This is a genomic window from Sphingobium sp. TomMM15 (assembly GCF_055397045.1).
The window spans coordinates 478,583-500,890 of record NZ_AP027314.1 but is presented as its reverse complement, the minus strand read 5'-3'; the positions used below and the strand labels follow the sequence as shown (position 1 = coordinate 500,890).

At 62.1% G+C, this 22,308-nt stretch carries 19 protein-coding genes and 1 other RNA gene; 7 read left to right on the top strand and 13 right to left on the bottom strand.

The features are described 5' to 3' along the window. Window positions 1–4: 4 nt before the first annotated feature. Genes gspF through ACZ51H_RS02595 form a run of 4 tightly spaced genes read right to left on the bottom strand, consistent with a single transcriptional unit; the run spans window position 5 to window position 5,810 of the window. Entirely contained in the window at window positions 5–1,222 is a 1,218-nt protein-coding gene (gene gspF / locus ACZ51H_RS02610; protein ID WP_464802353.1) for a type II secretion system inner membrane protein GspF, read from the bottom strand. After that, on the bottom strand, window positions 1,215–2,753 hold the full coding sequence (gene gspE, locus ACZ51H_RS02605) for a type II secretion system ATPase GspE (protein WP_464772084.1): 1,539 nt from the start codon (window positions 2,751–2,753) through the stop codon (window positions 1,215–1,217). Before gspE ends, gspF begins: the two co-directional genes overlap by 8 nt. A gap of 52 nt (window positions 2,754–2,805) precedes the next feature. Continuing rightward, window positions 2,806–4,989 carry a type II secretion system secretin GspD gene (gene gspD, locus ACZ51H_RS02600; protein ID WP_464772083.1) on the bottom strand — a complete coding sequence of 728 codons (2,184 nt, stop codon included), beginning with the start codon at window positions 4,987–4,989 and terminating at the stop codon, window positions 2,806–2,808. Next, a complete protein-coding gene (locus tag ACZ51H_RS02595) occupies window positions 4,986–5,810 on the bottom strand; it encodes a type II secretion system protein N (protein WP_464802352.1) in 825 nt (274 codons plus the stop codon). Before ACZ51H_RS02595 ends, gspD begins: the two co-directional genes overlap by 4 nt. A 168-nt stretch (window positions 5,811–5,978) precedes the next feature. On the opposite strand from ACZ51H_RS02595, the gene ACZ51H_RS02590 reads away from it, so the two are divergent. Beyond that, the gene (locus ACZ51H_RS02590; protein ID WP_464802351.1) at window positions 5,979–6,626 is read left to right on the top strand and encodes a prolyl hydroxylase family protein; all 648 of its coding nucleotides are present in this window, start codon (window positions 5,979–5,981) and stop codon (window positions 6,624–6,626) included. Between the two features lie 3 nt (window positions 6,627–6,629). Here the strand turns inward: ACZ51H_RS02590 and ACZ51H_RS02585 are convergent, their stop codons facing one another. The 7 genes from ACZ51H_RS02585 to ACZ51H_RS02555 all read right to left on the bottom strand — a co-directional run bounded on the left by ACZ51H_RS02585 (window position 6,630) and on the right by ACZ51H_RS02555 (window position 14,860). Then, a complete protein-coding gene (locus ACZ51H_RS02585) occupies window positions 6,630–8,084 on the bottom strand; it encodes a CYTH and CHAD domain-containing protein (protein WP_464802350.1) in 1,455 nt (484 codons plus the stop codon). A 122-nt stretch (window positions 8,085–8,206) separates the two neighbouring features. Next, window positions 8,207–10,885: a TonB-dependent receptor domain-containing protein gene (locus ACZ51H_RS02580; RefSeq protein WP_464802349.1), complete on the bottom strand. Its 2,679-nt coding sequence runs from the start codon at window positions 10,883–10,885 to the stop codon at window positions 8,207–8,209. 90 nt (window positions 10,886–10,975) lie between these two features. Continuing rightward, the gene (locus ACZ51H_RS02575) at window positions 10,976–12,568 is read right to left on the bottom strand and encodes a hypothetical protein (RefSeq protein ID WP_464802348.1); all 1,593 of its coding nucleotides are present in this window, start codon (window positions 12,566–12,568) and stop codon (window positions 10,976–10,978) included. A gap of 270 nt (window positions 12,569–12,838) precedes the next feature. Beyond that, the gene (locus ACZ51H_RS02570) at window positions 12,839–13,222 is read right to left on the bottom strand and encodes a tetratricopeptide repeat protein (protein WP_464802347.1); all 384 of its coding nucleotides are present in this window, start codon (window positions 13,220–13,222) and stop codon (window positions 12,839–12,841) included. Window positions 13,223–13,528: 306 nt separating this feature from the next. Next, window positions 13,529–13,873, bottom strand: a transfer-messenger RNA (tmRNA) gene (gene ssrA / locus ACZ51H_RS02565). 5 nt (window positions 13,874–13,878) lie between these two features. Continuing rightward, entirely contained in the window at window positions 13,879–14,391 is a 513-nt protein-coding gene (locus ACZ51H_RS02560; protein WP_464802346.1) for a hemerythrin domain-containing protein, read from the bottom strand. 67 nt (window positions 14,392–14,458) lie between these two features. After that, window positions 14,459–14,860 carry a DUF6766 family protein gene (locus tag ACZ51H_RS02555; RefSeq protein WP_464791903.1) on the bottom strand — a complete coding sequence of 134 codons (402 nt, stop codon included), beginning with the start codon at window positions 14,858–14,860 and terminating at the stop codon, window positions 14,459–14,461. 118 nt (window positions 14,861–14,978) lie between these two features. Here ACZ51H_RS02555 and ACZ51H_RS02550 point away from each other — a divergent pair, with 118 nt between their 5' ends. From ACZ51H_RS02550 to ACZ51H_RS02530, 5 genes are all read left to right on the top strand, one after another. Continuing rightward, window positions 14,979–15,569, top strand: coding sequence for an anthranilate synthase component II (locus tag ACZ51H_RS02550; protein WP_464802345.1), 591 nt, complete (start codon window positions 14,979–14,981; stop codon window positions 15,567–15,569). Between the two features lie 114 nt (window positions 15,570–15,683). Beyond that, window positions 15,684–16,676, top strand: a complete 993-nt coding sequence (gene trpD, locus ACZ51H_RS02545; protein ID WP_464802831.1) for an anthranilate phosphoribosyltransferase — start codon at window positions 15,684–15,686, stop codon at window positions 16,674–16,676. Beyond that, on the top strand, window positions 16,673–17,464 hold the full coding sequence (gene trpC, locus ACZ51H_RS02540) for an indole-3-glycerol phosphate synthase TrpC (protein ID WP_464802344.1): 792 nt from the start codon (window positions 16,673–16,675) through the stop codon (window positions 17,462–17,464). Before trpD ends, trpC begins: the two co-directional genes overlap by 4 nt. Further along, on the top strand, window positions 17,461–17,931 hold the full coding sequence (gene moaC, locus ACZ51H_RS02535) for a cyclic pyranopterin monophosphate synthase MoaC (RefSeq protein ID WP_460987735.1): 471 nt from the start codon (window positions 17,461–17,463) through the stop codon (window positions 17,929–17,931). The genes trpC and moaC overlap by 4 nt, the downstream gene beginning before the upstream one ends. Next, window positions 17,928–19,106, top strand: a complete 1,179-nt coding sequence (locus tag ACZ51H_RS02530) for a molybdopterin molybdotransferase MoeA (protein WP_464802343.1) — start codon at window positions 17,928–17,930, stop codon at window positions 19,104–19,106. Before moaC ends, ACZ51H_RS02530 begins: the two co-directional genes overlap by 4 nt. Before the next feature lie 54 nt (window positions 19,107–19,160). Here ACZ51H_RS02530 and ACZ51H_RS02525 read toward each other — a convergent pair whose 3' ends face one another. Then, window positions 19,161–19,313 (bottom strand): hypothetical protein, encoded by a 153-nt coding sequence (locus ACZ51H_RS02525; RefSeq protein WP_196225777.1) that lies wholly within the window; start codon window positions 19,311–19,313, stop codon window positions 19,161–19,163. A 152-nt stretch (window positions 19,314–19,465) separates the two neighbouring features. On the opposite strand from ACZ51H_RS02525, the gene lexA reads away from it, so the two are divergent. Next, window positions 19,466–20,137 carry a transcriptional repressor LexA gene (lexA, locus tag ACZ51H_RS02520; RefSeq protein ID WP_460987733.1) on the top strand — a complete coding sequence of 224 codons (672 nt, stop codon included), beginning with the start codon at window positions 19,466–19,468 and terminating at the stop codon, window positions 20,135–20,137. Here the strand turns inward: lexA and ACZ51H_RS02515 are convergent. Beyond that, window positions 20,098–22,272: a ComEC/Rec2 family competence protein gene (locus ACZ51H_RS02515; protein WP_464802342.1), complete on the bottom strand. Its 2,175-nt coding sequence runs from the start codon at window positions 22,270–22,272 to the stop codon at window positions 20,098–20,100. The two genes, lexA and ACZ51H_RS02515, sit on opposite strands and share 40 nt — an antisense overlap. Between the last annotated feature and the right edge of the window lie 36 nt (window positions 22,273–22,308).

Genomic DNA, 22,308 nt, shown 5'->3' with positions numbered 1-22,308 from the left:
CTCCTCAAGCCCCGGTAAGGCTCTGCAATTGCAAGATAGGCAGCAGGATCGACAAGATGATCACCGCCACGATCCCACCCATCAATATGATGATCACCGGCTCCAGCATCGCCAGCGCGGCGGAGGTAAAGCTGTCAAACTCCCGCTCCAGATAGTCCGCCGCCCGCTCCAGCATCGTATCCAACCGCCCCGCGCTCTCGCCGCTCGCCGCCAGATAAACCAGCAGCGGCGGAAACACCCCAGCCCGCCGCAGCGCTGCCGACAGGCTCCCGCCCCCACGAATGGCCTCGACAATCTGCTCGGAAGCCTGCCGCAACACCCGATTGTGCACCGTCTGCGTGGTCAAAGTCAGGCCTTCCATCAGCGGCAGACGGCTCGCCACCATCGTGGACAGCGTCCGCGCCATCCGCGCTGCATGAAGGTCGCGGATCAACCGCCCCAGCAAGGGCAACCGCAGCAACAGCCCATCGAACCGATAGCGGACCGTCTCAATCTTCAATGCCCGCCAGAAACCAAGGGCCCCCAGTCCAATCAGGATCACCAACAGCCACCAATAGCCCGCCAGAAAGGCCGAAATCCCCATCACCATGCGTGTCAGCAGCGGCAGGTCTTGTCCCACCGTATCGAACTGCTCCACGACCTTGGGCACGACGAAGATCATCAGCGCCGCCACGACGCAGACGGCAAAGGCTGCCAGCACGCTCGGATAGGCGATGGCGATCAGCACCTTCGACCGGATCACCGCCTGCCGCTCCATCAGGTCGGACAGCCGCTCCATGATCGTCGGCAGGCTGCCCGAGCTTTCACCCGCAGAAACCATCGCCCGATAGAGCGCCGGAAAGCTCTTCGGCTCGGCTCCCAGCGCGTCCGCCAGCCGCCGTCCTTCCAGCACGCCTGAATGCACCTTGCTGACGATCGCGCGCACATGCTCCTGCTCGCTCTGCCTCCCGATGGTGCGCAGCGATTCCTCCAGCGGGCTGACCTGGATCAGCGTCGATAGCTGGCGCGTAAAAAGCGTAAGCTCCTTGGCGGACAGCCGAGGAGCGCGCAGCGACAATCCCGCACGCTTCGCCGCCTTCTCCGCAACGCCCGGCTCGATCCGCACGATGAACAGCTTGCGCGCGTCCAGCTTGGCCCGCGCATCATCGACCGTCTCGGCCTTGATCTTGCCGCTGCGTTCCTTGCCCGCCGGATCGATGACCAGATAGTCGAACTCAGCCATCGACGATGGTTTCCACCTCCGCCGCATCGCGCCGCGACACACGGATGGCCTCTTCCGCCGTCGTCTGCCCATCCCGCACCAGCGCCCGCGCCGCTGACCCCAAATTGGGTGCATTCAGGAAAGCATGGCGCGCGATCAGCGATTCATCGCCACCATCATTGATCAGGCGGCGGATCGTGTCATCCACGCGGATCGCCTCGAACACCCCGATCCGGCCCTTATAGCCGCTACCGTTGCACTCCTCGCACCCTCGCGCCCGATAGATGATCGTTCCGGGATCGAAACCAAGCAAAGCGCTAGCCGACTTGTCCGCCTGCACCGGCTCCCGGCAATGCTGGCAAAGCCGTCGCACCAGCCGCTGCGCGATAACGGCGCGCAGGGTCGAGGCAAGCAGGAACGGCTCGACCCGCATATCCCTCATCCGGGTAATCGCGCCCACCGCATCATTGGTATGCACGGTCGACAGCACCAGATGACCCGTCAGCGACGCCTGCACCGCGATCTCCGCCGTCTCCCGATCACGAATTTCGCCGACCATCACCACATCGGGGTCCTGCCGCAAAATCGCGCGCAGCCCGGCGGCAAAGGTCAATCCGACCTTCGCATTGACCTGAGTCTGCCCGACCCCTTCGACCGCATATTCGACCGGGTCCTCCACGGTAAGAATATTGCGCGTCCCATCGTTCAACTGCCTCAAACCGGCATAGAGCGTAGTCGTCTTCCCCGACCCGGTCGGTCCCGTGACCAAGATAATCCCGTTCGGTTCGTGCAATCCTTCACGAAAAATCCGATCCGCCGCCCCCGCCATGCCCAGTAGGTCGAGGTTCATGCCCGCATTCTCCTTATCGAGAATACGCAGCACCACCCGCTCACCCGCCCGGCTCGGCAGTGTCGAAACGCGCACGTCCAGCAGCTTGCCGCCCAGCGTCAGCCCAATGCGCCCATCCTGCGGCACGCGCCGCTCGGCAATGTCCAGCCGCGCCATCACCTTGATCCGGCTCACCACCACCGGCGCGACATGGGGCGGCATCCGCAAAGTCTCGCGCAGCACTCCGTCGATCCGCATCCGCACGATCAGGCCGGTTTCATAAGGCTCGATATGAATATCCGAAACGCCCTGCCGCGCTGCTTCAGCGATGATGCCGTTGATCAGCCGGATTGCAGGCGCATCATCGGCGCTGTCGAGCAAGTCGTCGGCAGTCGGAATGTCGGCGGCAAGAATATCCAGCTCATCCGCGCCGACTTCCAGCGAACCCGCCATCGCTGCCGCGCTACCCTCCATCGCATAATGGTCTGACAGGTGCCGATCGAACTGTGGCCCATCAACAAACCGCACATCGAAACTGCGCGCCAGATGCCGCCGCACTTCCAGCAATACCCGCGGATCGCTCCCCTCCCGAACTGCAATCGTGAGCCGGTCTCCGTCCAGCGGCAGCATGACGACGCCATGCTTGCGCGCAAAGACATAGGGAATGTCGACAGCGCGGGGCGCACTGTGCGGCACGTCGAGATCGGAGTGGGACTCGCTCACCCTAACCTCCGTTCGGGCTGAGCATGTCGAAGCCCTCCCTTGGGAAAACGGTTCACCGCCGATCTCCATTCGCCGCACCGTCCACCGGCCGCACCACGCCGCTCGATTGCCGCACCGTCGGTTCAATCACTTGCGCCGGGGCAGCACTTGGCTGCGCCACCGCATCGCCCGCCTGCGTCACAGCGGCGGGCGGTTCCGCGCCCATATAGTCGCGCACCAACTCGTCGATGCTCGGTTCCTGATCGGGGTTCCGCGCCAACTGCATGTCCCGCACATAGCCATAGCGTTGCTGCGTCAGGCGCTGCGCATCCTCCTTCGACCGCAGGATGGTGGGCCGGATGAAGACCATGAGGTTGGTCTTGCTCCGGCTCTTGCTGCGCGACTTGAAAAGCTCGCCGATGCCCGGAATATCCGATAGCAGCGGAATACGCTCGATCGTCTTGCGCTCATTATCGTCCAGCAAGCCGCCAAGCGCCAAAATCTCGCCATCATCCACCGTGACCGTCGTCTCGATCTCACGCTTGTTGATGATGAGGTCGCTATTATTGTTAGACACCGGCCCGGCGACGCTCGACACTTCCTGCCTCAGGAACAGCTTGATCGCGCCGCCCGTGTTGATCTGCGGCTTCACTTCCAGCTTGATGCCGACATCCTGCCGCTGGACAGTGCGGAACTGATTGTCGAAATTCTGGCTGAGCGCCTCGCCGGTCGTGATCGGCACCTGCTGCCCGACCAGGATCGACGCCTTCTGATTGTCCAGCGTCATCACCGAAGGCGTGGACAGAATATTGCTGTCAGTGTCGGACCTGACCGCGTTGATGATCGCCCCGAAAATCCCGTTCCGCCCGATCTGCGTCGCAACCCCGCCAAAGCCGCCCGTCGCGTTCATCAGGCTATCGACCGCCGCCTGCTGCAAGGTGTTCGACAAGTTGCTATTCTCGGTCGAGGTGGTCGTCGTGGTCACGCCGCCGTTGACGACCGTCGTGGTCGTCTTGCCCAACTCGTTCGCGCCAATCGCCCCGGCCAGCGTCAGCAAATTGGGAGAAGCGTTGGAATAATTGGTCGCCGCAAAGCCCGTCTTGGTGCTGCCGATCAGGAACTGCACACCCAGTTTCTTGGCGGCGGCATCGCTGATCTCGACGATGATCGCCTCGACCAGGACCTGCTCCCGCCTCGTATCGAGTTGCCGGACGGTCTCACCAAGCATGCGCTGCACATCGCTATTGGCCGCTACGATGATCGCATTGGCCCCCTCATAGCGGGTAACGATTGCAGGCCCGCGCGTCGAAATGCCACCACCCGAAGAACCGGCCGAGTTCACCACCGCAGGCGCCGCCGCGACCGGAGCAGCGCCATTGGACGCCGGAGCAGAGGACGTCACGGCAGAGCTGGACGATTGTCCAACCAACTGCTGCAACACAGGCAACAGCTTTTCGGCATCCGCATGTTCCAGCCAATAGACACGGATCTCCGTCCCGCTCGCCGCCTGCCGATCAAGATCGCGTGCCATCTGCGCCAATCGCGTCACCGTCCCGGCATCGCCCCGGATCGCGACCGAATTGCTGCTGTCGATCGGCACGATAGTCGCCGCCCGCTGCGCGCCTTCGCCGCCGCTTTGCACCAGCGCTTGAAGCGAAGTCGCGATTTCCCGCGCGCCCGCATTCCGCAGCATCACCGTCTGTGTCGCCGCCGTATCGCGATCGATTCGCGCAAGCACCTGGCGAATACGCCCAATATTGTCGGCATAGTCGGCAACGACCACGCTGTTCCCGGCGCGATTGGCGGTCACCGAACCGTCCTTGCTGACCAGCGGCCGCAAAGTCTCCAGCGCGCTCGCCGCATCGATCGAGCGCAGGCGGAAGACCTCGGTCACGAACTGGTTGCGATTGGCCCCCCGTCCAACAACGCTAGGCTGCCCGGCCGCCCCGTCGGCAGGCTGAATGCGATAAGCACCACCCGGCGCTGGCACCGCCACCAGCCCGTTCGCCCGCAACGTCGACAGGAAAATCTCGAAATATTCCGATCGCGACAGCGGCCGGTCTGTCACGACCGAAACCTTCCCCTGAACCCGGTTGTCTATGATGAAGGTCCGCCCCGTCACACGCGCGGCGTCCTGAATGAAGGCGCGAATATCGGCGTCGCGCACATTCAGCGTCTGCTGTGCCATGACAGGCGACCCAACAGGCGCGGCCAGAGCGAGGGCGGTCGCGGCGGAAAGAAGGAATTTTCTGGTCATTGGCCTTGCAGAGTAAGGTTGATCGTCGAAAGGCTGGCGCCCCGCTCAACGGTCAGGGAAATGCGCGCGCCGGGCATGATCTTGCCCTGCAGCGCCTGGAGATCGCTAGGCGAACCGACCGGCTGCCCATCAACCTGGGTGACTATATCGCCGGGCTGGAACCCGGCATTCTGGAAAGTCGGCCCCTTGGCGGTCAGGATCAGCCCCGTGATCCGGCCATTCTGCATGCGCGGCGCAAAGCCGACATCACGCTTCAGCCCGTCCGCAGTCGGATTGTCGATCCCAGCCACAAGGCTTACGACACTCCCCTCTCCCGGCGCGGCCGACGCAGATGCGGGCTGCGACTGGTCGAGGAATATCTGCTCTTCCGATCCGCCCCGGTCGATAGTGACATGATCGAACGCTACGCCCTTCAACAGCACGCCCGGCAATATCTCATCACCCACGGCAAAGCTGTTCTGCACCCCGTCGGGTCCAGCGATGATAGCCGATCCCAGCCCCGACCCCTCGTTCAACCGGATGCCGTAAACCGTCAGCGCCAGCGAGGTCACGACCCCACCGCCCGTCGCCTGCTGCGGTCCAGCACGATAAAAGGGGTCAAAATTGGAAAATAATGTCTGACGCGCCGCGAAATCCGGAAATTGCGCTTGCCGCCCTTCCCACGGTCCAAAGCTCCCGACCGGCGTCAGCACGGCCCAAACCAGCCTTGCACATTGCAGCGCCAGCAGGCCCAGCAACAGCTTCTCGGCAACCCGCGCCCAGTCGATCGGCGCGAGGCGGCTGCTAAGGTCCTGAAAGTTACTGCGAAACGCCACGCGCATGAACCTGGTAATCCCCCTTGATACCCGCGCTGCTAGGCAATTGTTTTTACTGCCGGATGACAGAAATGTGACCTATCCATGACAACGGCAATCCGCAAGCGATGACACTTGCATTTCGAGCGCCGAGCGATAGCAGAAAGGCTGCTTTCTCGCCCTAAAAGGCCGTCCATGCCTAACCAACCCATTGTGAAATCAGCCGATGCCGATCCGGCCTGGATCGCATCCCATCCACGTGTCCAGCGCGTGCCCAGCCGCGATCTGACGCTCTTCATCCAGCGCGATTTCCTGACAGCGGAAGAATGCGATGGCCTGATTACACGGATCGAGGCGCGCCGCCGCCCTTCCACCATCGCCGATGCCAATGGCGACGCTGGCTTCCGCACCAGCGAAACCTGCGATCTCGACAACGCCGATCCCTTCATCGGGGCCATAGATGAAAAACTCGCCGCTTTCGCCGGGATCGATCCATGCTTCGGAGAACCGATACAGGGGCAACGTTACGCCGTGGGTCAGGAATTCAAGGCGCATACCGACTATTTCGATCCTGCTGGCCTCGACTTCGCCCGCTACTGCTCCGTCTCGGGCAATCGCACATGGACGCTGATGGTCTATCTGAACCAGCCCCCCGCAGGTGGCGCGACCCGCTTCGTCAAGATCGGTAAGACGGTCCAGCCCGAGCGCGGCAAGCTGCTCGCCTGGAACAATCGCCTTGAACCCGGCCGTTATAATGGGGCCAGCCTGCACCACGGCATGAAGGTGCGCAGCGGCGTCAAACACATCATCACCAAATGGTATCGCGAAAAACCCTGGACCTGAGCCTCAGCGCCAGAAATGCTTGGTATCCGCCAACTCATCATAGGCTTTGCCAGCCGCCGCCAGCAGCTTCTTCTTGCCCCGGCCACTCTTCACCAGATCGGCATCGACCGGCAGGCCATGCTGCGCCAACAGGACGCGCATGTTGACCAGATCATTGAGCGCGCCCAGTTCGTCCTGCACCCCCTCCAGCGCCTCAATGTAGCGCGCGTGCCGTCGCCGCTGTTTCTTGGCGTCAAACAGACCCGCGAAAAATTCGGCGGCGTAGCGCAGCTTCTTCGCCTTCTTGCGCACTTCGTGACGGTGCGCGTCATCCAGCTTCGCCAGATGCCGTGCATGCTTCATCTGCCAGCGATGAAAATGCTGCAAACGGCGTGCGGCAAACGCCTCCGCAGCCTCATCGCGCAACCTGCGGCCCTCAGCATCCGGCCCGCCCATGCCAAGCGTCAGCCATTCCACGATGTCGATCATCAAGCCCCGCGCCTGATCAGATTCCAGCGCATCGATCACCTTTGCATGGATCACCGAGCGAACAGCAGCTAGTTGCTCGTGCAGTTCGCCCGGCTTCATCCGTTCGATCAGCACATCCAGATCACGCGCCTCTCCCAGCAGCTGCGCCAGCCAGCGAAGCTCATCCTGAAATCGGGTCACGTCTTGCGCCGCCAGCATTGATCTGAACAGCGTCAGCGCCGAACGCAGCCGCCGCACGGCTACGCGCGCCTGATGCACAGCCTGTGGATCATAATGGTCGAGCAGCAAATCTTCGTTCAGGCGGTATTGCCGCACACAGTTACGAATAATCGCCGCGAACGCCGCCTGCGCACTGATACCAGGCTTCAGCGCCAGTCTCTCCGCCTTGAAGCAAGCAGGCGCGGGAGCCAGCAGCCGATAACCTCGTTCAGACTTTGCCGCGACGCCCAGCCGCACCGGCACTGCCGCCTCGATCTTTTTTCCGAGCGCAAACAGGGCGGCGGGCTCTCCTGTCTTCAGCTCCAGTTCGACTTCACAGATGGGCGACTGCCGTTCACCAGCGCGGACCCATCCCCTGTCGAGCACCAATTCAATCTCCGCCGCACCCTCGGCAATCTGCCATGTGCGCCGCTCGACCTCGACCTTGAACGCGGGTTCGATCATCTCCACGGCATCACCCAGAACGCCCACAATGGGCGTGCGGCTGTCGATCACCGGCTCGTCCTGCCTGACCGGCATTTCCCATTCCGCCCGTGAGAACAGCGCTCCGCCCCGATCTTCACTACCGGCCTTGACGGTCTGGACGCGCTCCTCCCCTGATCTGCGGATGCGCAGCGTATATCCTCGCGCATCCAACTGCCTGTCGGGCGTATCGAAATAGACGGCCTGAAGTTGCGCCCGGCTTCCCTCAGCGGGCAGCAGCGCCAATTGCTCGAAGGCCTCCGCCGCCTGCTGCGACAGCTCCAGTTTCAGCTCGACTTCCTGCTTCACCGCCTGCCTCCGCTTCAGGCCAACCCCTAACACGGCGCAGGAAAACGCGCGAATCACAGATGGCAAAACGGCCGATCCGCGCGAAGCAGATCGGCCGCCAAGCCCCATCAGAGAAAGTTAAATCAGAGCGCCACGGTCAGCGAAGCCGCAAAGGTCGTGCCAATCTTGTAGCGGTTGTAGAACACCTTGTTGCCGCCCAGTTCCTGGAATTCCTGGAACTTGCGACCGGTGATGTTCCGCGCCTCAAACTTGAACTCGCTCTTCACCCCGCCCGGCAGGGTCACGCCCTGCCGCGCCACGAAGTCCAACGTCAGGCCCGGCTTTTCCTTGATGTCGGGCTGAAGGTTGGGACCACGGCTCGTAACGCGCGGGCTGGCATAGGTCAGCAGCAGCGTCTGCTGCGACAGCTTGTCGGTGTCCTCAAGGCCAAGTTGCAGGTTCACGAGATGGTCCGACTGGCCGGTCAGCGGCACCCCATCCTGGAAATAGTCGGACGCGGCGGGCAGCGGGCCAGCGGTATAGCTGTAGGGAATGGTCGTATCCCCCGCGCTCACCTTCAGCTTCGACTGGGTGTAGGTATAGTTGCCGATCAACACGATCCGACGGGTCTGAAAGAACGGGCTGCTCATATTATCGAGCGGCAGATATTTCTGCGCCTCGAACTCAACACCATAAAGCGTGGCTTCGGGCGCATTGGCGAAGCTGGTGGTTACGTCATATTTGTCGTTGATCGTCGTGTAAGTTTCGATCGGATTGTCGATCTTCTTCCAGAACGCGGCTGCCGTCAGCCGCTCGTCCCGGCCCATATACCATTCCGCGCGCAGGTCTGCGTTCCACAACTCGCTATCCTGCAGGAAGGGGTTGCCGCGATAGAAGCGGTTGGAATCGGTATCGATGTAGGGCTGGGCGATCAGCTCGCGGAACTGCGGGCGTGCGATCGTCTTGGAACCGCTCATGCGGAACTGCAAACCCTTGGCCGCTTCGAACGTGATTGTCGCGGCGGGTAGCCAATATTCCTTGTTGATAGCGTTCACCGGTTCAACACCCGTATTATAGACGTCCACGCCGGTCACCGACTGGCGGCCCTTCTCATAACGCACGCCAGCGTCCACGGTCACGCCCGCTAGAGGCTGCACCTTCAGCTGCGCATATCCGGCATGCGTGCGCAGCGCCGCATCGTAGACCGGATAGTTGCCCGAAAAGTCCAGCAGCGACATGTCGAACAACTGGATCGACGCATCCGACAGCAGATAATCGGGCCGCAGCTGCTGCACGGCGATCGGCAGGTTGGTCGCGTCAAAATGCAGCTCATAGCGCGAAGACGTGCGCTTCGTATCGCTGAACGCATAGCCCACCGTCGCGGTCAGATCGGGCGAGAATTTGTAGCTCAAATCCCAACCCGCCGACCACAGGTCTTCGTTAAGGTCGCTGAAGGTGATCGACGCATCGCCCCGCTGGCGGTTCAGCGCGTTGACGAAACGGTCGCCGACCGGATCAACCGCCAGATCGCGATTAGTCCGCACATATTCAAACTCGCGCTCATAGGGTGCTTCCCGCTGCGAATTGGCATAGCCGCCGCGCAGGTCGAGGCTCAGGCCCTCCATCAGCTTGAACTCGCCGACCATCTGGGTGTCGATCAGCTGCCGCTCATACCAGGCGGTATTCTGCTTCATATAATCCGCGCCCGCGATCGCGCCGTCATTCTGCCCCAGCGTCAGGGCACCGCGCTTCAGCGTGTCGCGAATATAGACGTTGGTCCAGCGGATCTTCTGATCGCCCAGTTCCAGGCCCAGCCCGAACAGGCTGTTGAACGTCACCTCATTATCCGTCGACACCTGAACGCCGTTCTTGCCCGGCGCCTGCTCCAGATTGATCGACGCCTGCTGCAGCGAGGAGCGTGTCCGCCACTTGTTGCTGTAGGATGCGGTGAACAGCACGCCCAACCGCCCATCACTACCCACATCCATGGCCGTTCCGGCGTTCAGCGAACCCGAAAAGTTGAACGGCAGGCTGTTGGTCCGCTGGAGCACGGAAGTCTTCGCATTCAGGAACTGCATCGAAATCGCCTGCAGGTCACCGCGCGTCATGTTGGAGAAGGGCACGCCGCTACCGAATGCCTGCGCCAGCAGTGGCGGAACGTCGCGCGAACCATCGTCAAAGCCGGTCCAGTCCGACTTTGATCCATAATAGGTGTAGCCCATGTTGCCCGACGTTTCGGTATTGGCCGAACTTCCAATTCCCAGCTCAAGATAGCTTTCAACCGGGATAGCCTTGGTCGTCAGGTTGATGACGCCGCCGCCAAACTCGCCAGGGAAGTTGGCCGAATAGCTTTTCTGCACCATCGTGGACGCGATCACGCTGGTCGGGAAGATGTCGAGCGGCACGACGCGCTTGAGCGGTTCCGGACTCGGCAAAGGCGATCCGTTGAGCAACGCCAGCGAATAGCGGTCGCCAAGGCCACGCACATAAACATAGCCGCCCGATACGACCGAAAGGCCCGTCACGCGCTGGAGGGACCCGGCGATGTCGCCTTCGCCCGTGCGCTTGATGTCGGCGGCCGACAGGACAGTCACCACCTGCGGCGCTGCCTGCGACACATTGCTGGTGCGGCGGCCGGTCACGATGATGTCCGATCCGGGAACGGAAACGTCGACATTGCCGGTCTGCGCATCGGCCTCTTCGGATGCACTCGGCACGCCTGACGTCGGCGCGCTATCGGTCGTGGTCTGCGCCATAGCCGCCGGAGCGGAAAGGGCGGTCGAAATCAGGAGCATGCGCGCCAAGCTGAGCGGCTTCGACATGGCTAGGAGTCCCCCTTGGGAAAATTCTTTGTAAAGAGGGCGGGGAAGCGGCTGATGCACGCTCCCCCGCCCCTGTTCAGGTGAGGTAGATCAGGTGGTCGGAATGGCGGTACAGTTGGTGCTGTTGCTGCCGAAGCTCGCCGTGACCGAGTTACAGGTCCAGCCCGCATACCAGGTGTCGTTGCTGTCCTTCACCGCGCCGATATAGTTGGTGGTGGTGAAGTTGCTGTCGATCGTCTTGGGGTCGATCGCGGTGCGGGCCGTTTCCGTCGCGCCGTTGATGAATAGGCTGGTCAACGACGGCGTATAAGCAAAGCTGCTGTTCGGATCGGTCGAGAAGATCGACTGGACCGTCGCCGCATCGACGCCGCCGGTGCCCTTGAACGGGGTAGCGTTGCACTGCATCACGACCGACAGGTAACGCGGCTTCCCCGCATCCTGCAGCCCCGCGTCAGCGTCACGTACCGTGGCGGCGCTGTTGATGCGCAGGCAGCTCTGGTCAGGACTGACGATGATGCCGTTCACCATGGCAAGGTCAGCACCGCCCCGAAGCATCATGGTCGCGCCATCATCGCCGGTGTTCGACCGCTGGATGTGCGTGAAGTTCGCAACCTTCAGATACTGGCGGGGCAGCGCGTCTTCGGAGAAGCTGGTGCCGGTCGTCGAACCATTCGAGTCCGTCTCGGTGAAGGTATCGCCGATATTGTTGTTCGCACGCTGCACGGAGATAACGAACTGCGCCGTGCCGCGGAAGCCGACATCCGTGTCCAGATTGTCGTCTTCATTGCCGGTCAGCACCAGATATTTCATGTGGGTCGAACCACCGAAAGCCTCGATGCCGTCGTCCGAGCTGTTGTGGACCTGGATATGGTCAAGCTGCGTGCCGGTGCCGACGCCCGAAGGAGTCAGACCCTGAAGTTCCTTGCCATTCGCCAGCACGAAGCCGGAATAACGAATCTGGACATAGCTCATGCGGCCCGAATTGTCGGCGTCATTGTCGCCGCCATAGAGCGCGCCGGTCGTGCCTTCGGTGTCGCGCTGACACGCGGTGGTGCCCGGAGCCGCATTGGGCGCCTGATCGCAGTCGGTGATCTTGGCGCGGCCGAGCAACACGATGCCACCCCACTGGCCCGACGACTGATCGGTCGCCGACCCGGTGACATTCTCGCGGCTGGTGAAGACGATGGGCTGTGCCGCCGTGCCGACAGCATTGATCTTGTTGCCGCGATTGACGGCCAAGAATGCGCTGCCAGTGCCAGCGAACACCACAACGCCCGGATCGATCGTCAGCGTGACGTTGCTCCCGGTGCTCGCAGCGCCCTGATCGGTGCCGACATCAACGCGGCCGGGCAGCGAATAGATGACGCCCGCCGTCTTGGCGATCGCGGTCGAGCTGTTGAAACGCGCGGGGAAGCCGCAATTGCGCCATGCATTGGTGCCGTCGCTGATGGTGCCAAGGTTGGTCAGCTGGTCCGCACCCGAGATAGTCGGACAGTCGGCCGCAGCGGTCACATTGCCCGGCGTAGGAGTGGGCGTCGGCGTCGGACTCGGCGAAGGCGTCGGCGCGGGCAGGACGATCGTCCCCTCGCCCGGCGAAGCGATATCGTCCGCGCCGCAAGCGCTCAGAGCAGCGCAGGCGCAACCCGCCATCAGGATGGTAGTGATACGATTAGTCTTGACCATGTCGTCTCCGCTCCGGCGATGCCGGTTTGTGTTAAGATGCGGAGCGAAGGGGATTCACGAATCGGACAACGCCCCCTGCCGCCCTCAGTCGCCGCAGCTAGGCGCGCCAGATGACAGAGACATTTTGCTTCCGTGACGGCAGAGTGACTTTAAAATGACAGTTCAGAGACTCTTGTTTCACTTTGATGATTGCGAAAGCCGTCCACGCAAAAAGAAAGGCGCCGTCCCACCGGACGACGCCCCACTGTTCAATGACTTAACGCGCCGAAGTCAGCGCATGGCGTAGCTCGCTTCAAGGCGGCCGAGCGCGCGGCGGGCAACATCCCGCGACGATGCTTCTTCGCCATTCGCGAGCAGCAATGTCGACTCCGGCGCGAAGCGGGCCGCGCCATAAGCCTCTCGCGCATCCTTCATCCTCCCCAGTCCCGCATAAGCGTTGCCAAGGTTGATCAACCGAGCCGGATCGTTCGCCCCGTCCGGCCACATAGGCGCAAGGCGGCGGGCGGCTCTTTCATAATCCTTCGCCACCAAGGCCGGAGCGGCCAATTGCCCATCGGGAACACCGACCACAACCACTTCATCGGATGCAGCCACGGCCGCGCCCGACATGCCCCCCGCCAGCATCAGCCCGACGATCGCCGCTACCTTTATCATCCAATTTCTCCCGAAAAAACTTTCTATAATAGCCGGGATTATTTCATCTTGATGACATCTAAACAAGCAGCGAACTGCACCCAAAAAAGGATTTTTACTTCCTATAATTCAATATGTTATAAAGTTTTCTTCTAACTGTCATAAAACTGTAATTGAACCGTCTTGGTTCATGACATCCGATTCGCAGCTACAGATTCAGCCTGCCAGCCCGTAGCAAGCGCCACCCGCCACGTAGGACGGCCGCCAAAATCACTTAAATGAAGGAAGGTCCGGAGGATTCTGTTGCCCGGCTCCTCCGGAAGCCGCTGAATTCCCTTCTGTTGCCCGGTGGGTTCAACCGCGTTCTTTTTGGGTAATGTCAGGCCGTGAGGCCATCAATTACGCAGCAAGAGCAAGAGCCTCGTTATCGTTGGCACTTACGTGTTTTGAACATTTTTACGGCTTACTCAGGCCGGGTGAAGACATCGCCTTTCAACACACGTCGATCCTAGTTCGGCCCCGTCAGACACCCCGTACAAGCCGGGATATGTGGTGGAGCCGCCGGGTACTGCCCCCGGGTCCGCTGCGCCTATTACACGACACGATTTATCACCATAGCCGGGCGAACCCGGCAAAACCCATATGGGGCAGCGCTCCCCATTTATCAACCTTTTCGGTCAGGCCGGGACCAGATGGACGGCCTTGGGCTTGGCGACCGGCAGTCCGCTCGCCTTCGCCTGCGCCATCAGCTCCTGCTTGCGCGCCATCATCCTGTCACGCAGCACGACCAGATCCACATCCGTCTTGCGGCACTGGGCGAACATGCCGTCAGACTGCCTTTCCTCTTCCTTCACATGATGCTTGATCTCTTCGGACAGCACCTTGACCTTGGCATCGTAGAAATCATCGTCCGGCGATCCGGCCTCGATATCATTCACCAGCACCTTCGCGCCGTCATGCTCGACATAGGCTTCATCGAGCGTGTCGTCCTCAATCTTGCCACGAAAGGCGGGGTAGAAAATCTCCTCCTCGATCATCGTGTGAATCTTCAGCTCGGTGCAGATTTGATGCGCGATTTCCTGCTTCCGGTTCGCAGCCTTCGCCTTTTCGAACTGCTCGAACAGGTCCTCGACCTTGCGATGATCAGCTTTCAACAGGGCGATCGCATCGGTAAACTCAGCTTTGGCCATTTCCGTCCTCCTCACGAACACATATCGTCAAGAAGCGGCTGACAAGCCTCCGGGTTCCGTCCCGCTATCATTCATATCCCAGATCATGGCCGTGCGGCTTCGCATGACCACCGGCGCGCAGATAACGGCTGTCGATTTCGCTGATCAACCGCTCGGCATCCTTGCCCCCGGCCATTTTCAGCAGCTCGTCTACCTTCACCTCCAACCGATCGTCATTCTCCTTGGAGGCTGGCGAGCCGACATAGAGGAAATAGGCCAAGCCTACGACTTGCCAGATCAGCTGGAGAAATTCCGACTGCCAATTCTCGAACGTATCCCGGCCCATCTCGATGGCATAGGCCGCCAGTTCAGGCACCTGCCCGTGCGTCTTTGCGTCGTCCACATAGGCCCACCAGCCAAACACCCAATGACCCACGATCGACACCAGGAAGAACAGGGCCGTGATCCAACCATAGGCGTAGCGCTTCATACCATCCTCCCTCATGTCACTCCGGAGGGACAACGCAAAAGCATGTAGCCGGTTCAGCCAGCTACAAACGCCGATTCCGATTGGCCCGGCGCGCTTCGCTGTCTATAGCCATGATCCCATGATCCTCGTCATCGACAATTATGACAGCTTCACCTGGAACCTGGTCCACTACCTCATGGAATTGGGCGCAGAGGTGGAGGTTGTCCGCAACGACGCCATTTCGGCAGGCCAGGCCCTTTCCAGCGGCGCTAGCGCCTTCCTGCTTTCGCCCGGTCCCTGCACGCCCAATGAGGCGGGCGTCAGCCTTGACCTCGTCGCCGCCGCCGCCGACGCGGGCGCACCACTACTGGGCGTATGCCTCGGCCATCAGGCAATCGGCCAGCATTTCGGCGGGCAAGTCGTTCGGGGCGGCCTGATGCATGGCAAGACCTCCCCCGTCACTCATGACGGGACCGGCCTTTTTGCTGGCATTCCATCGCCCTTCACCGCGACCCGCTATCATTCGCTCATCGTCGATAACATTCCGCAGAGCCTCATCGTGAACGCGACCAGTGAGGACGGCTCAGTCATGGGCTTCCGCCATCAAAGCCTTCCGATCCACTCGGTCCAGTTCCATCCGGAAAGCATCGCGACCGAATACGGGCATGAGATGCTGGCGAACTTCATGCGGATCGCCGGGATTCCGGTAAAGGCGCGCGCAGCCGCCTGATTTCGGTTTCGCGGCCGAGCGAACGAAGCACAAGGCTTCGCCGTGCCATGTGCGAAAGACTTTCCCGCACCCTCCCCTCGACTCCGGCGCGGCGTCGTGATTAAGGCAAAGGCGATGACCCGCCTGCCCGATCCCGCAGCGCCATTGAGCGCAACCGAGGCCGCCGCCGCCTTCGACCTGTTGTTCGACGGCAACCTGCCAGAGGCAGAGATCGCCGCCTTTCTCGTCACCATGGCTCAGCGCGGCGAGTCTGCAACAGAGATCGCCGCCGCCGCCCGCGCCATGCGCGCGCGCATGATCCCCATTGCCGCCCCCGCAGGCGCAATCGATGTCTGCGGCACAGGCGGAGATGGCCACCACACGCTCAACGTCTCGACAGCAGTGAGTCTTGTGGTAGCCGCCGCCGGAGTGCCCGTCGCCAAGCATGGCAACCGCGCCGCGTCATCCAAGGCCGGGGCCGCCGACACGCTCGAAGCGCTCGGCCTCGATCTTGATCGCGTCGCCGATACGGCGGAGGCAACGCTGGCCGATCTCGGCATCTGCTTCCTCTTCGCGCAGAAGCATCACCCCGCGCTCAAACGCTTCGGCCCGATCCGCAAGGCCATCGGCCAGCGCACCATCTTCAACCTGATGGGTCCGCTCGCCAATCCTGCCGGTGTGCGCCGTCAGCTCGTCGGCATCGCCCGCCCCGCCTATGTACCCATCTATGCCGAGGCACTGGCGGAACTTGGCGTCGATCGCGCCATGATCGTCTCGGGGGATGAAGGCCTTGACGAGCTCTCCCTCGCGGGCGGCAACGACGTCGCCGAAGTCACCGCGCAAGGCATCGTCGCGATGCGCCGCCTCACCCCTGGCGACGCTGGGCTTCCCACGCACCCGGTTGAGGCGATACGCGGCGGTGACCCCGCTCATAACGCCGCCGCCCTACGTGCCCTGCTTCAGGGTGAGCCGGGCGCCTATCGGGACGCCGTGCTGCTGAACGCAGCCGCTGCCCTTGTCGTAGCGGACGCCGTTGCCGATCTGCGCGCGGGTGTCGAGGAAGCTGCCGAAACCATCGACCGTGGACTCGCCAACGCGCTGCTCAATTGCTGGATTGCCTATAAATGACGAACAAGCTGATCGAAATCTGCGACACGAAACGCGAGGAAGTGGCCCGCCGCAAGGCCGCCATTACCGTCTCGACGCTCCACGCCCGCGCCGCCGAGCAGACACCCCCGCGCGGCTTCCGCCAAGCGCTCGACAGCGCCGCCCGCTCGGGCTTTGGACTCATCGCGGAAATCAAGAAGGCCAGCCCATCGAAAGGTCTTATCCGCGAGAATTTTGACCCGCCCGCCCATGCTCAGGCCTACGCCGCCGCTGGTGCCGCCTGTCTCTCGGTCCTCACGGACGAACCCTATTTTCAAGGCCATGACGATTATCTCATGGCCGCCCGTTCCGCCTGCGCGTTGCCAGTCCTGCGCAAGGATTTCATGGTCGATCCCTGGCAGGTCCTGGAAAGCCGCTCGCTCGGAGCCGATGCCATCCTCATCATCGCCGCCGCGCTGGACGACAATCAGATGGCGGAAATAGAGGATGCCGCGCTTGGCCTTGGCATGGATGCCCTCGTCGAAGTCCATGATGCCCATGAACTGGAACGTGCGCTCAAGCTCCGCTCGCGCCTCATCGGCGTCAACAACCGCGACCTGCGAGACTTCAGCGTTGACTTCGCCCGCACCTATGAACTGGTCGGCCACGCGCCGGAAGGCTGCACCTTCGTCGCCGAAAGCGGCCTTGGCAGCCACGCCGACCTGATCACCATGTCCGAACATGGCGTCCGCTGCTTCCTGGTGGGCGAAAGCCTGATGCGCCAGCCCGATGTCGAAGCCGCTACCCACGCTCTACTGACCGGCGAATGAGCAAGCTCACCCATCTTGATGAGGATGGATCGGCCCATATGGTCGATGTTTCCGCCAAGGCCGTGACCGCCCGTGAAGCCATCGCCACCGGCCACATCGCTATGAGTGCCAAAGCTGCGGCCGCCATCGCCCAGGGACTGGTAAAGAAAGGCGATGTCCTCGCGGTAGCGCGCGTGGCAGGCATCATGGCGGCAAAGCGGACCGCCGACCTCATCCCCCTCTGTCATCCCATCGCCCTGACCTCTGTCACGATCGACTTCGATCTGGAAACAGAAGGCGTCACCGTGACCGCTACCGCCAGAAGCGCGGGTCAAACCGGTGTTGAGATGGAAGCACTTACCGCGACCTCTGCCACGCTTCTGACCATCTACGACATGGCAAAGGCGCTCGATAAGGGCATGATCATCGGCAATGTCCGGTTGCTCGCAAAGTCGGGCGGCAAGTCGGGCGACTGGCGGGCCGAATGAGCCTGCTCCCGGTTGCGGAAGCTCAGGCGCGCCTGCTTGCGCTGGGCGGCCGCTTGCCGGAAGAGGACGCCCCGGTTTCCAACTGTGCAGGCCGATGGCTCGCACGTGACATCTTCGCCCTCCGCGATCAGCCTTGGGCAGATCTATCGGCCATGGACGGTTACGCCATTCGTGCGGCAGAATGGCCTGGCCCTTGGCGCCTGACCGCTGAAAGCACGGCGGGCGGCTCCCTTCCCTCCGCTTTGGCTCCGGGGGAATGCTGCCGCATCTTTACCGGCGCACCACTTCCGCCAGGCGCCGATACCGTCCTGATCCAGGAAGATGCCCAGCTGGACGGCCAGCTCGTGCATCCCCTCGGCTCTCCATTACCCACAGGACGAAATGCGCGCCCGGCGGCAAGCGACTTTGGCGCAAATCATCTATTGCTGCCTGCCGGTGCCGCATTGGGTCCCGCGCAGATTGCTCTCGCCGTTCTTGGGGGCCACGGAACCCTCCCGGTCGGCGCCCGTCCGCGCGTTGCCCTGATCTCCACCGGCAATGAACTCGTTCCCCCTGGAGCGCCCACGCCCTCTGGCCGCTTGCCGTCCTCCAACGCGCCCATGCTTGCGGCCATGCTAGGCCAGGCAGGCGCGGAGGTGATCGACGTCGGCATCGTTCCCGACGATCTCGACGCAATGGTCCGATCGCTCAAAGAAGCCGCCGGGGCCGACATCATCGTCTCGACCGGAGGTGCCTCGGTCGGCGATCACGACTTGGTGAGGCCAGCTTTCCAGGCGGCAGGCGGCACTCTGGATTTCTGGAAGATTCGCATGCGACCCGGCAAGCCGCTCATGGCGGGAACGCTGGGCGACGCCCTATTCCTCGGCCTCCCAGGCAATCCCGTATCCGCCTTCGTGACCGCAACGCTGTTCCTGCTGCCGCTCGTCCGGCACATGGCCGGAGCCGCCAGCCCGCTCCCGCGTACAATGATCGCGGAACTCGCCGCCCCACTTCCTGCGACCGGAGAGCGCGACGACTATCTTCGCGCCTACCTTACCGGCGCTGGTTTGGTCTCTGTCACCTCGCAAGACAGCGCCGCCACCGCAGCATTGGCTCAAGCGGACTGCCTGATCCTTCGCCCTGCCAATTCCCACCCCGCTGCCACAGGCGACCAAGTAACCATCGTGCCGCTCTGACAATGAGAAAGGGGCCGCAAAGCGGCCCCTCCCCGTGATCCAATCGAACGTAGATCAGCGCTGCTGCTTGCTGTGATCGCTCTTGTCCTTGCGGCTTTCGCCCATTTGACCCTGGCGATTTTCCTGCTGCTGCTGACGCCCGCCCTGGCTTGAGCGGTCACCACCTTGCTGGCGGCGCTGTTTGTCCTGATCGTTCTGGTTCGCCATCTTACTCTCCTATTCACCCTCTTTGGGAAGGCCGCTATTGAACGGCTGTGACGCAGGTCCGTTCCTTTCGTTACGCTTGGCGCAAGCCTGCTTGACTTGCCTCCTTACGTTTCCTATGCGTTCTCCATCCGTTCCATGGAGGATAAGTCGGCATGCTGACGCCCAAGCAACAGGAATTGCTCAGCTTCATTCAAACTCGGCTCGAGGAAGGCGGGGTTTCGCCTTCGTTTGAGGAGATGAAGGAAGCGCTCGATCTTCGATCGAAATCCGGGATTCACCGGTTGATTAATGCGCTGGAAGAACGCGGGTTCATCCGCCGCCTGCCGAACCGGGCGCGCGCGCTGGAGGTTTTGAAACTTCCTGAAGCGATGCATCGCGCACCCAAGGTTGCAGCGACACCCAAGCCGCAACTGTCGGCCAAGCCCCCGGTCGCAGCCAATGACGTTATAGACATCCCCCTTCACGGGCGGATTGCCGCAGGCGTTCCGATCGAAGCCATGGAAGGACAGAATATGCTGTCCGTTCCTGCGGCGCTATTGGGTGCCGGAGACCATTATGCTCTTGAGGTTTCGGGCGATTCGATGATCGATGCGGGCATCCTCGACGGCGACTTCGCACTGATCCAGCGCACTGAAGTCGCGCGCGAGGGGCAAATCGTGGTCGCACTGATCGAGGATAGTGAGGCGACACTGAAATATTATCATCGCCAGGGGCCTAAGGTCAGGCTCGATCCGGCCAACAATGCTTATGAGCCGCAAATCTACGATTCGCAGCAGGTGCGCATTCAAGGAAAGCTGGCTGGTCTGCTGCGACGGTACAACTGATCGGATCGGCGGCGAGCCGGAAGATAGGAAGGCCGGGCGACCCACGGATGTGCGTCGCCCACTGTTTTGCCGGTTCGCACGGTTCCTCCATCAAGATCGATCGCCAGCCCGCCGGTATGCGCCAACAGCCGCCGGTCGGCTTTCAGCCAGCGGGGCCGACACCATGACGGCAGGCGGCGGTCAGCGATAACGATGTCGGCACGCGCGCAATCGCGTGCCAGGCTGTCTTTGGGCACGATAACCCCGCTTCTCGTCACCAATAGCTGCCATATGCGCCCTCTTCCGGTTAGGGCCACCATGCACAGGTCCATGGAACAACGCGCCTCAGGCAGGTCTGCAAGAGCGCCCAGTGGACCTCCATAGCCTGCACTCTCTGCGATCATATCGCGGACATAATCTCCGGCCCGTTCGCGCAGAAGAGCCATGTCGCCGTCCTGCCCCCGGACGGCCACATGGCGCCCATCCGCGGTCACCAGAATGTCGGGAGGCGAACTCATCACGATGATGGCCATCCCCAGCGTCACGGGGACCATTCCCGCCCACCGCCAAGCGCTTCGCCACAGCAGGCACCAAAGGCCGCCCAGCACGATGATCCCGAAAATCACGTTGGACACCGAGGGCGCAGTGACGATCGCCCAAGGACTTGCCGCCACCCAATGCGCGATCAGCAACAGCACGTCGAGCGCGCGGGAGGTCAGCCACCAGGCTGGAGCACCCAGACCGGCAACATCCAGCAGCAGGGCCAACGCTTCCAACGGCATGACGACAAAGGTCGTCAGGGGAATAGCCACAAGGTTTGCAAAAGCGCCTATCATCCCGGCCTTGTGAAAGTGGAACAACGCGATCGGCGCCAGAACCATTTCCACCGCAAAGCCGGAGAGAAGCAGGACGGCAAGGTGGCGACCCAGTCGCCGAAGCGCTGGCTCGTCACGGGATGCCGCGAACGCCCGAAAGCGGTGATGTTCGCCCAAGGCAACAATAGCGATAACTGCGGCGAAACTCATCTGGAAGCTTGGCCCCGCCAGCGCCTCTGGCCATGCCAACAGAACCACCAGTGCACCGGCGGCTATCAGCCGCAAGGTGATGGCTTCGCGCCCAAGCGCAAGCCCGCCCAGCACCAGCAGTGCCGCGACGCAGGATCGAACCGTCGGCACTTCCGCGCCCGTCAGCAAAGTATATCCCAGGCCCGCCAGCGCACCACCGGCCGCAGCGATCAGCATCAATGGCCAATCCAACGCCGCACGTCGGCTGAGTGCCATGATCCGCATCAGCAGGAAAATGACCGCGCCGATGAGGGCGGTGACGTGCAACCCGCTGATCGAGAGCAGATGGGCAAGACCGCTGCGGCGCATCGCGTCGGCGTCCGCCTCGCTGATCGCGCCCTGATCCCCCGTCGCCAGCGCTGCGGCGATCCCCGCTCCGTCGCCATTTGCATTCTTCAATATATGCGCGAAAAGACGATTGCGCAGAGGCGGCGCCTCCGTTGATGGTCGTAGCACGACGATGGGCTTAAGCGCGCGTCCCGTTGCCCCGATCCCCTGAAAATAGGCTCGACGCGAAAAATCATAGCTGCCGGGCAGGCTCGCTTCGGCAGGAGGCATCAACCGAGCGCGAAAGCGAATGATGGCACCTTTGCCAACCCCTTCGGGTAGGTCCGCCGCTGCTATGTTCACCCGGATCAAGGAAGGCAGCGCAGACATGTCGATCGGACGGATCGATACGCGACTCATCTGCTGCGCAGGCACCATATCGGCTGACCTGACTTCGCCAGTCACTTCCACAAATGCCGCACGCGGCAATGGCGCCGTGCCGACAACCAGGGCTTTCCCCCATATCAACAGGCAACCTGACGCCGCGAGCAGACCGCCCAATATGATCGCATGGCGTATCCGACCGCCCTCCGGCAACATCAATCCGCCACTCGCAATCGCAATCGCGCAACAGCAAAAAGACAACCAAGTCAGCTGGTTAGGTAGAAAGAACCAAGCCGCAATGCCCAATCCAAGGCCCACCGGCACCCAAAGCGCAAGTTGCTCCCGCTCAGCCTCCAATGCCTGTTCCAGGCGCGCGAAAAGCTGATGACCGCTGCGCCCTATTATCGGGGCAACGGACGTTTGTCGTGGCTCAAAAGCCATGCTAGGGGGCGTCGCGTTCATGAATGAGCAAGGCGG

What these genes read in the sequence shown, in the direction of transcription:
- gspF (WP_464802353.1), bottom strand. Translation starts at nt 1,222, where the DNA reads ATGGCTGAGTTCGACTATCTGGTCATCGATCCGGCGGGCAAGGAACGC.
- gspD (WP_464772083.1), bottom strand. Translation starts at nt 4,989, where the DNA reads ATGACCAGAAAATTCCTTCTTTCCGCCGCGACCGCCCTCGCTCTGGCC.
- ACZ51H_RS02595 (WP_464802352.1), bottom strand. Translation starts at nt 5,810, where the DNA reads ATGCGCGTGGCGTTTCGCAGTAACTTTCAGGACCTTAGCAGCCGCCTC.
- ACZ51H_RS02590 (WP_464802351.1), top strand. Translation starts at nt 5,979, where the DNA reads ATGCCTAACCAACCCATTGTGAAATCAGCCGATGCCGATCCGGCCTGG.
- ACZ51H_RS02580 (WP_464802349.1), bottom strand. Translation starts at nt 10,885, where the DNA reads ATGTCGAAGCCGCTCAGCTTGGCGCGCATGCTCCTGATTTCGACCGCC.
- ACZ51H_RS02575 (WP_464802348.1), bottom strand. Translation starts at nt 12,568, where the DNA reads ATGGTCAAGACTAATCGTATCACTACCATCCTGATGGCGGGTTGCGCC.
- ACZ51H_RS02570 (WP_464802347.1), bottom strand. Translation starts at nt 13,222, where the DNA reads ATGATAAAGGTAGCGGCGATCGTCGGGCTGATGCTGGCGGGGGGCATG.
- ACZ51H_RS02560 (WP_464802346.1), bottom strand. Translation starts at nt 14,391, where the DNA reads ATGGCCAAAGCTGAGTTTACCGATGCGATCGCCCTGTTGAAAGCTGAT.
- ACZ51H_RS02555 (WP_464791903.1), bottom strand. Translation starts at nt 14,860, where the DNA reads ATGAAGCGCTACGCCTATGGTTGGATCACGGCCCTGTTCTTCCTGGTG.
- ACZ51H_RS02550 (WP_464802345.1), top strand. Translation starts at nt 14,979, where the DNA reads ATGATCCTCGTCATCGACAATTATGACAGCTTCACCTGGAACCTGGTC.
- trpD (WP_464802831.1), top strand. Translation starts at nt 15,684, where the DNA reads ATGACCCGCCTGCCCGATCCCGCAGCGCCATTGAGCGCAACCGAGGCC.
- trpC (WP_464802344.1), top strand. Translation starts at nt 16,673, where the DNA reads ATGACGAACAAGCTGATCGAAATCTGCGACACGAAACGCGAGGAAGTG.
- moaC (WP_460987735.1), top strand. Translation starts at nt 17,461, where the DNA reads ATGAGCAAGCTCACCCATCTTGATGAGGATGGATCGGCCCATATGGTC.
- ACZ51H_RS02530 (WP_464802343.1), top strand. Translation starts at nt 17,928, where the DNA reads ATGAGCCTGCTCCCGGTTGCGGAAGCTCAGGCGCGCCTGCTTGCGCTG.
- ACZ51H_RS02525 (WP_196225777.1), bottom strand. Translation starts at nt 19,313, where the DNA reads ATGGCGAACCAGAACGATCAGGACAAACAGCGCCGCCAGCAAGGTGGT.
- lexA (WP_460987733.1), top strand. Translation starts at nt 19,466, where the DNA reads ATGCTGACGCCCAAGCAACAGGAATTGCTCAGCTTCATTCAAACTCGG.
- ACZ51H_RS02515 (WP_464802342.1), bottom strand. Translation starts at nt 22,272, where the DNA reads ATGGCTTTTGAGCCACGACAAACGTCCGTTGCCCCGATAATAGGGCGC.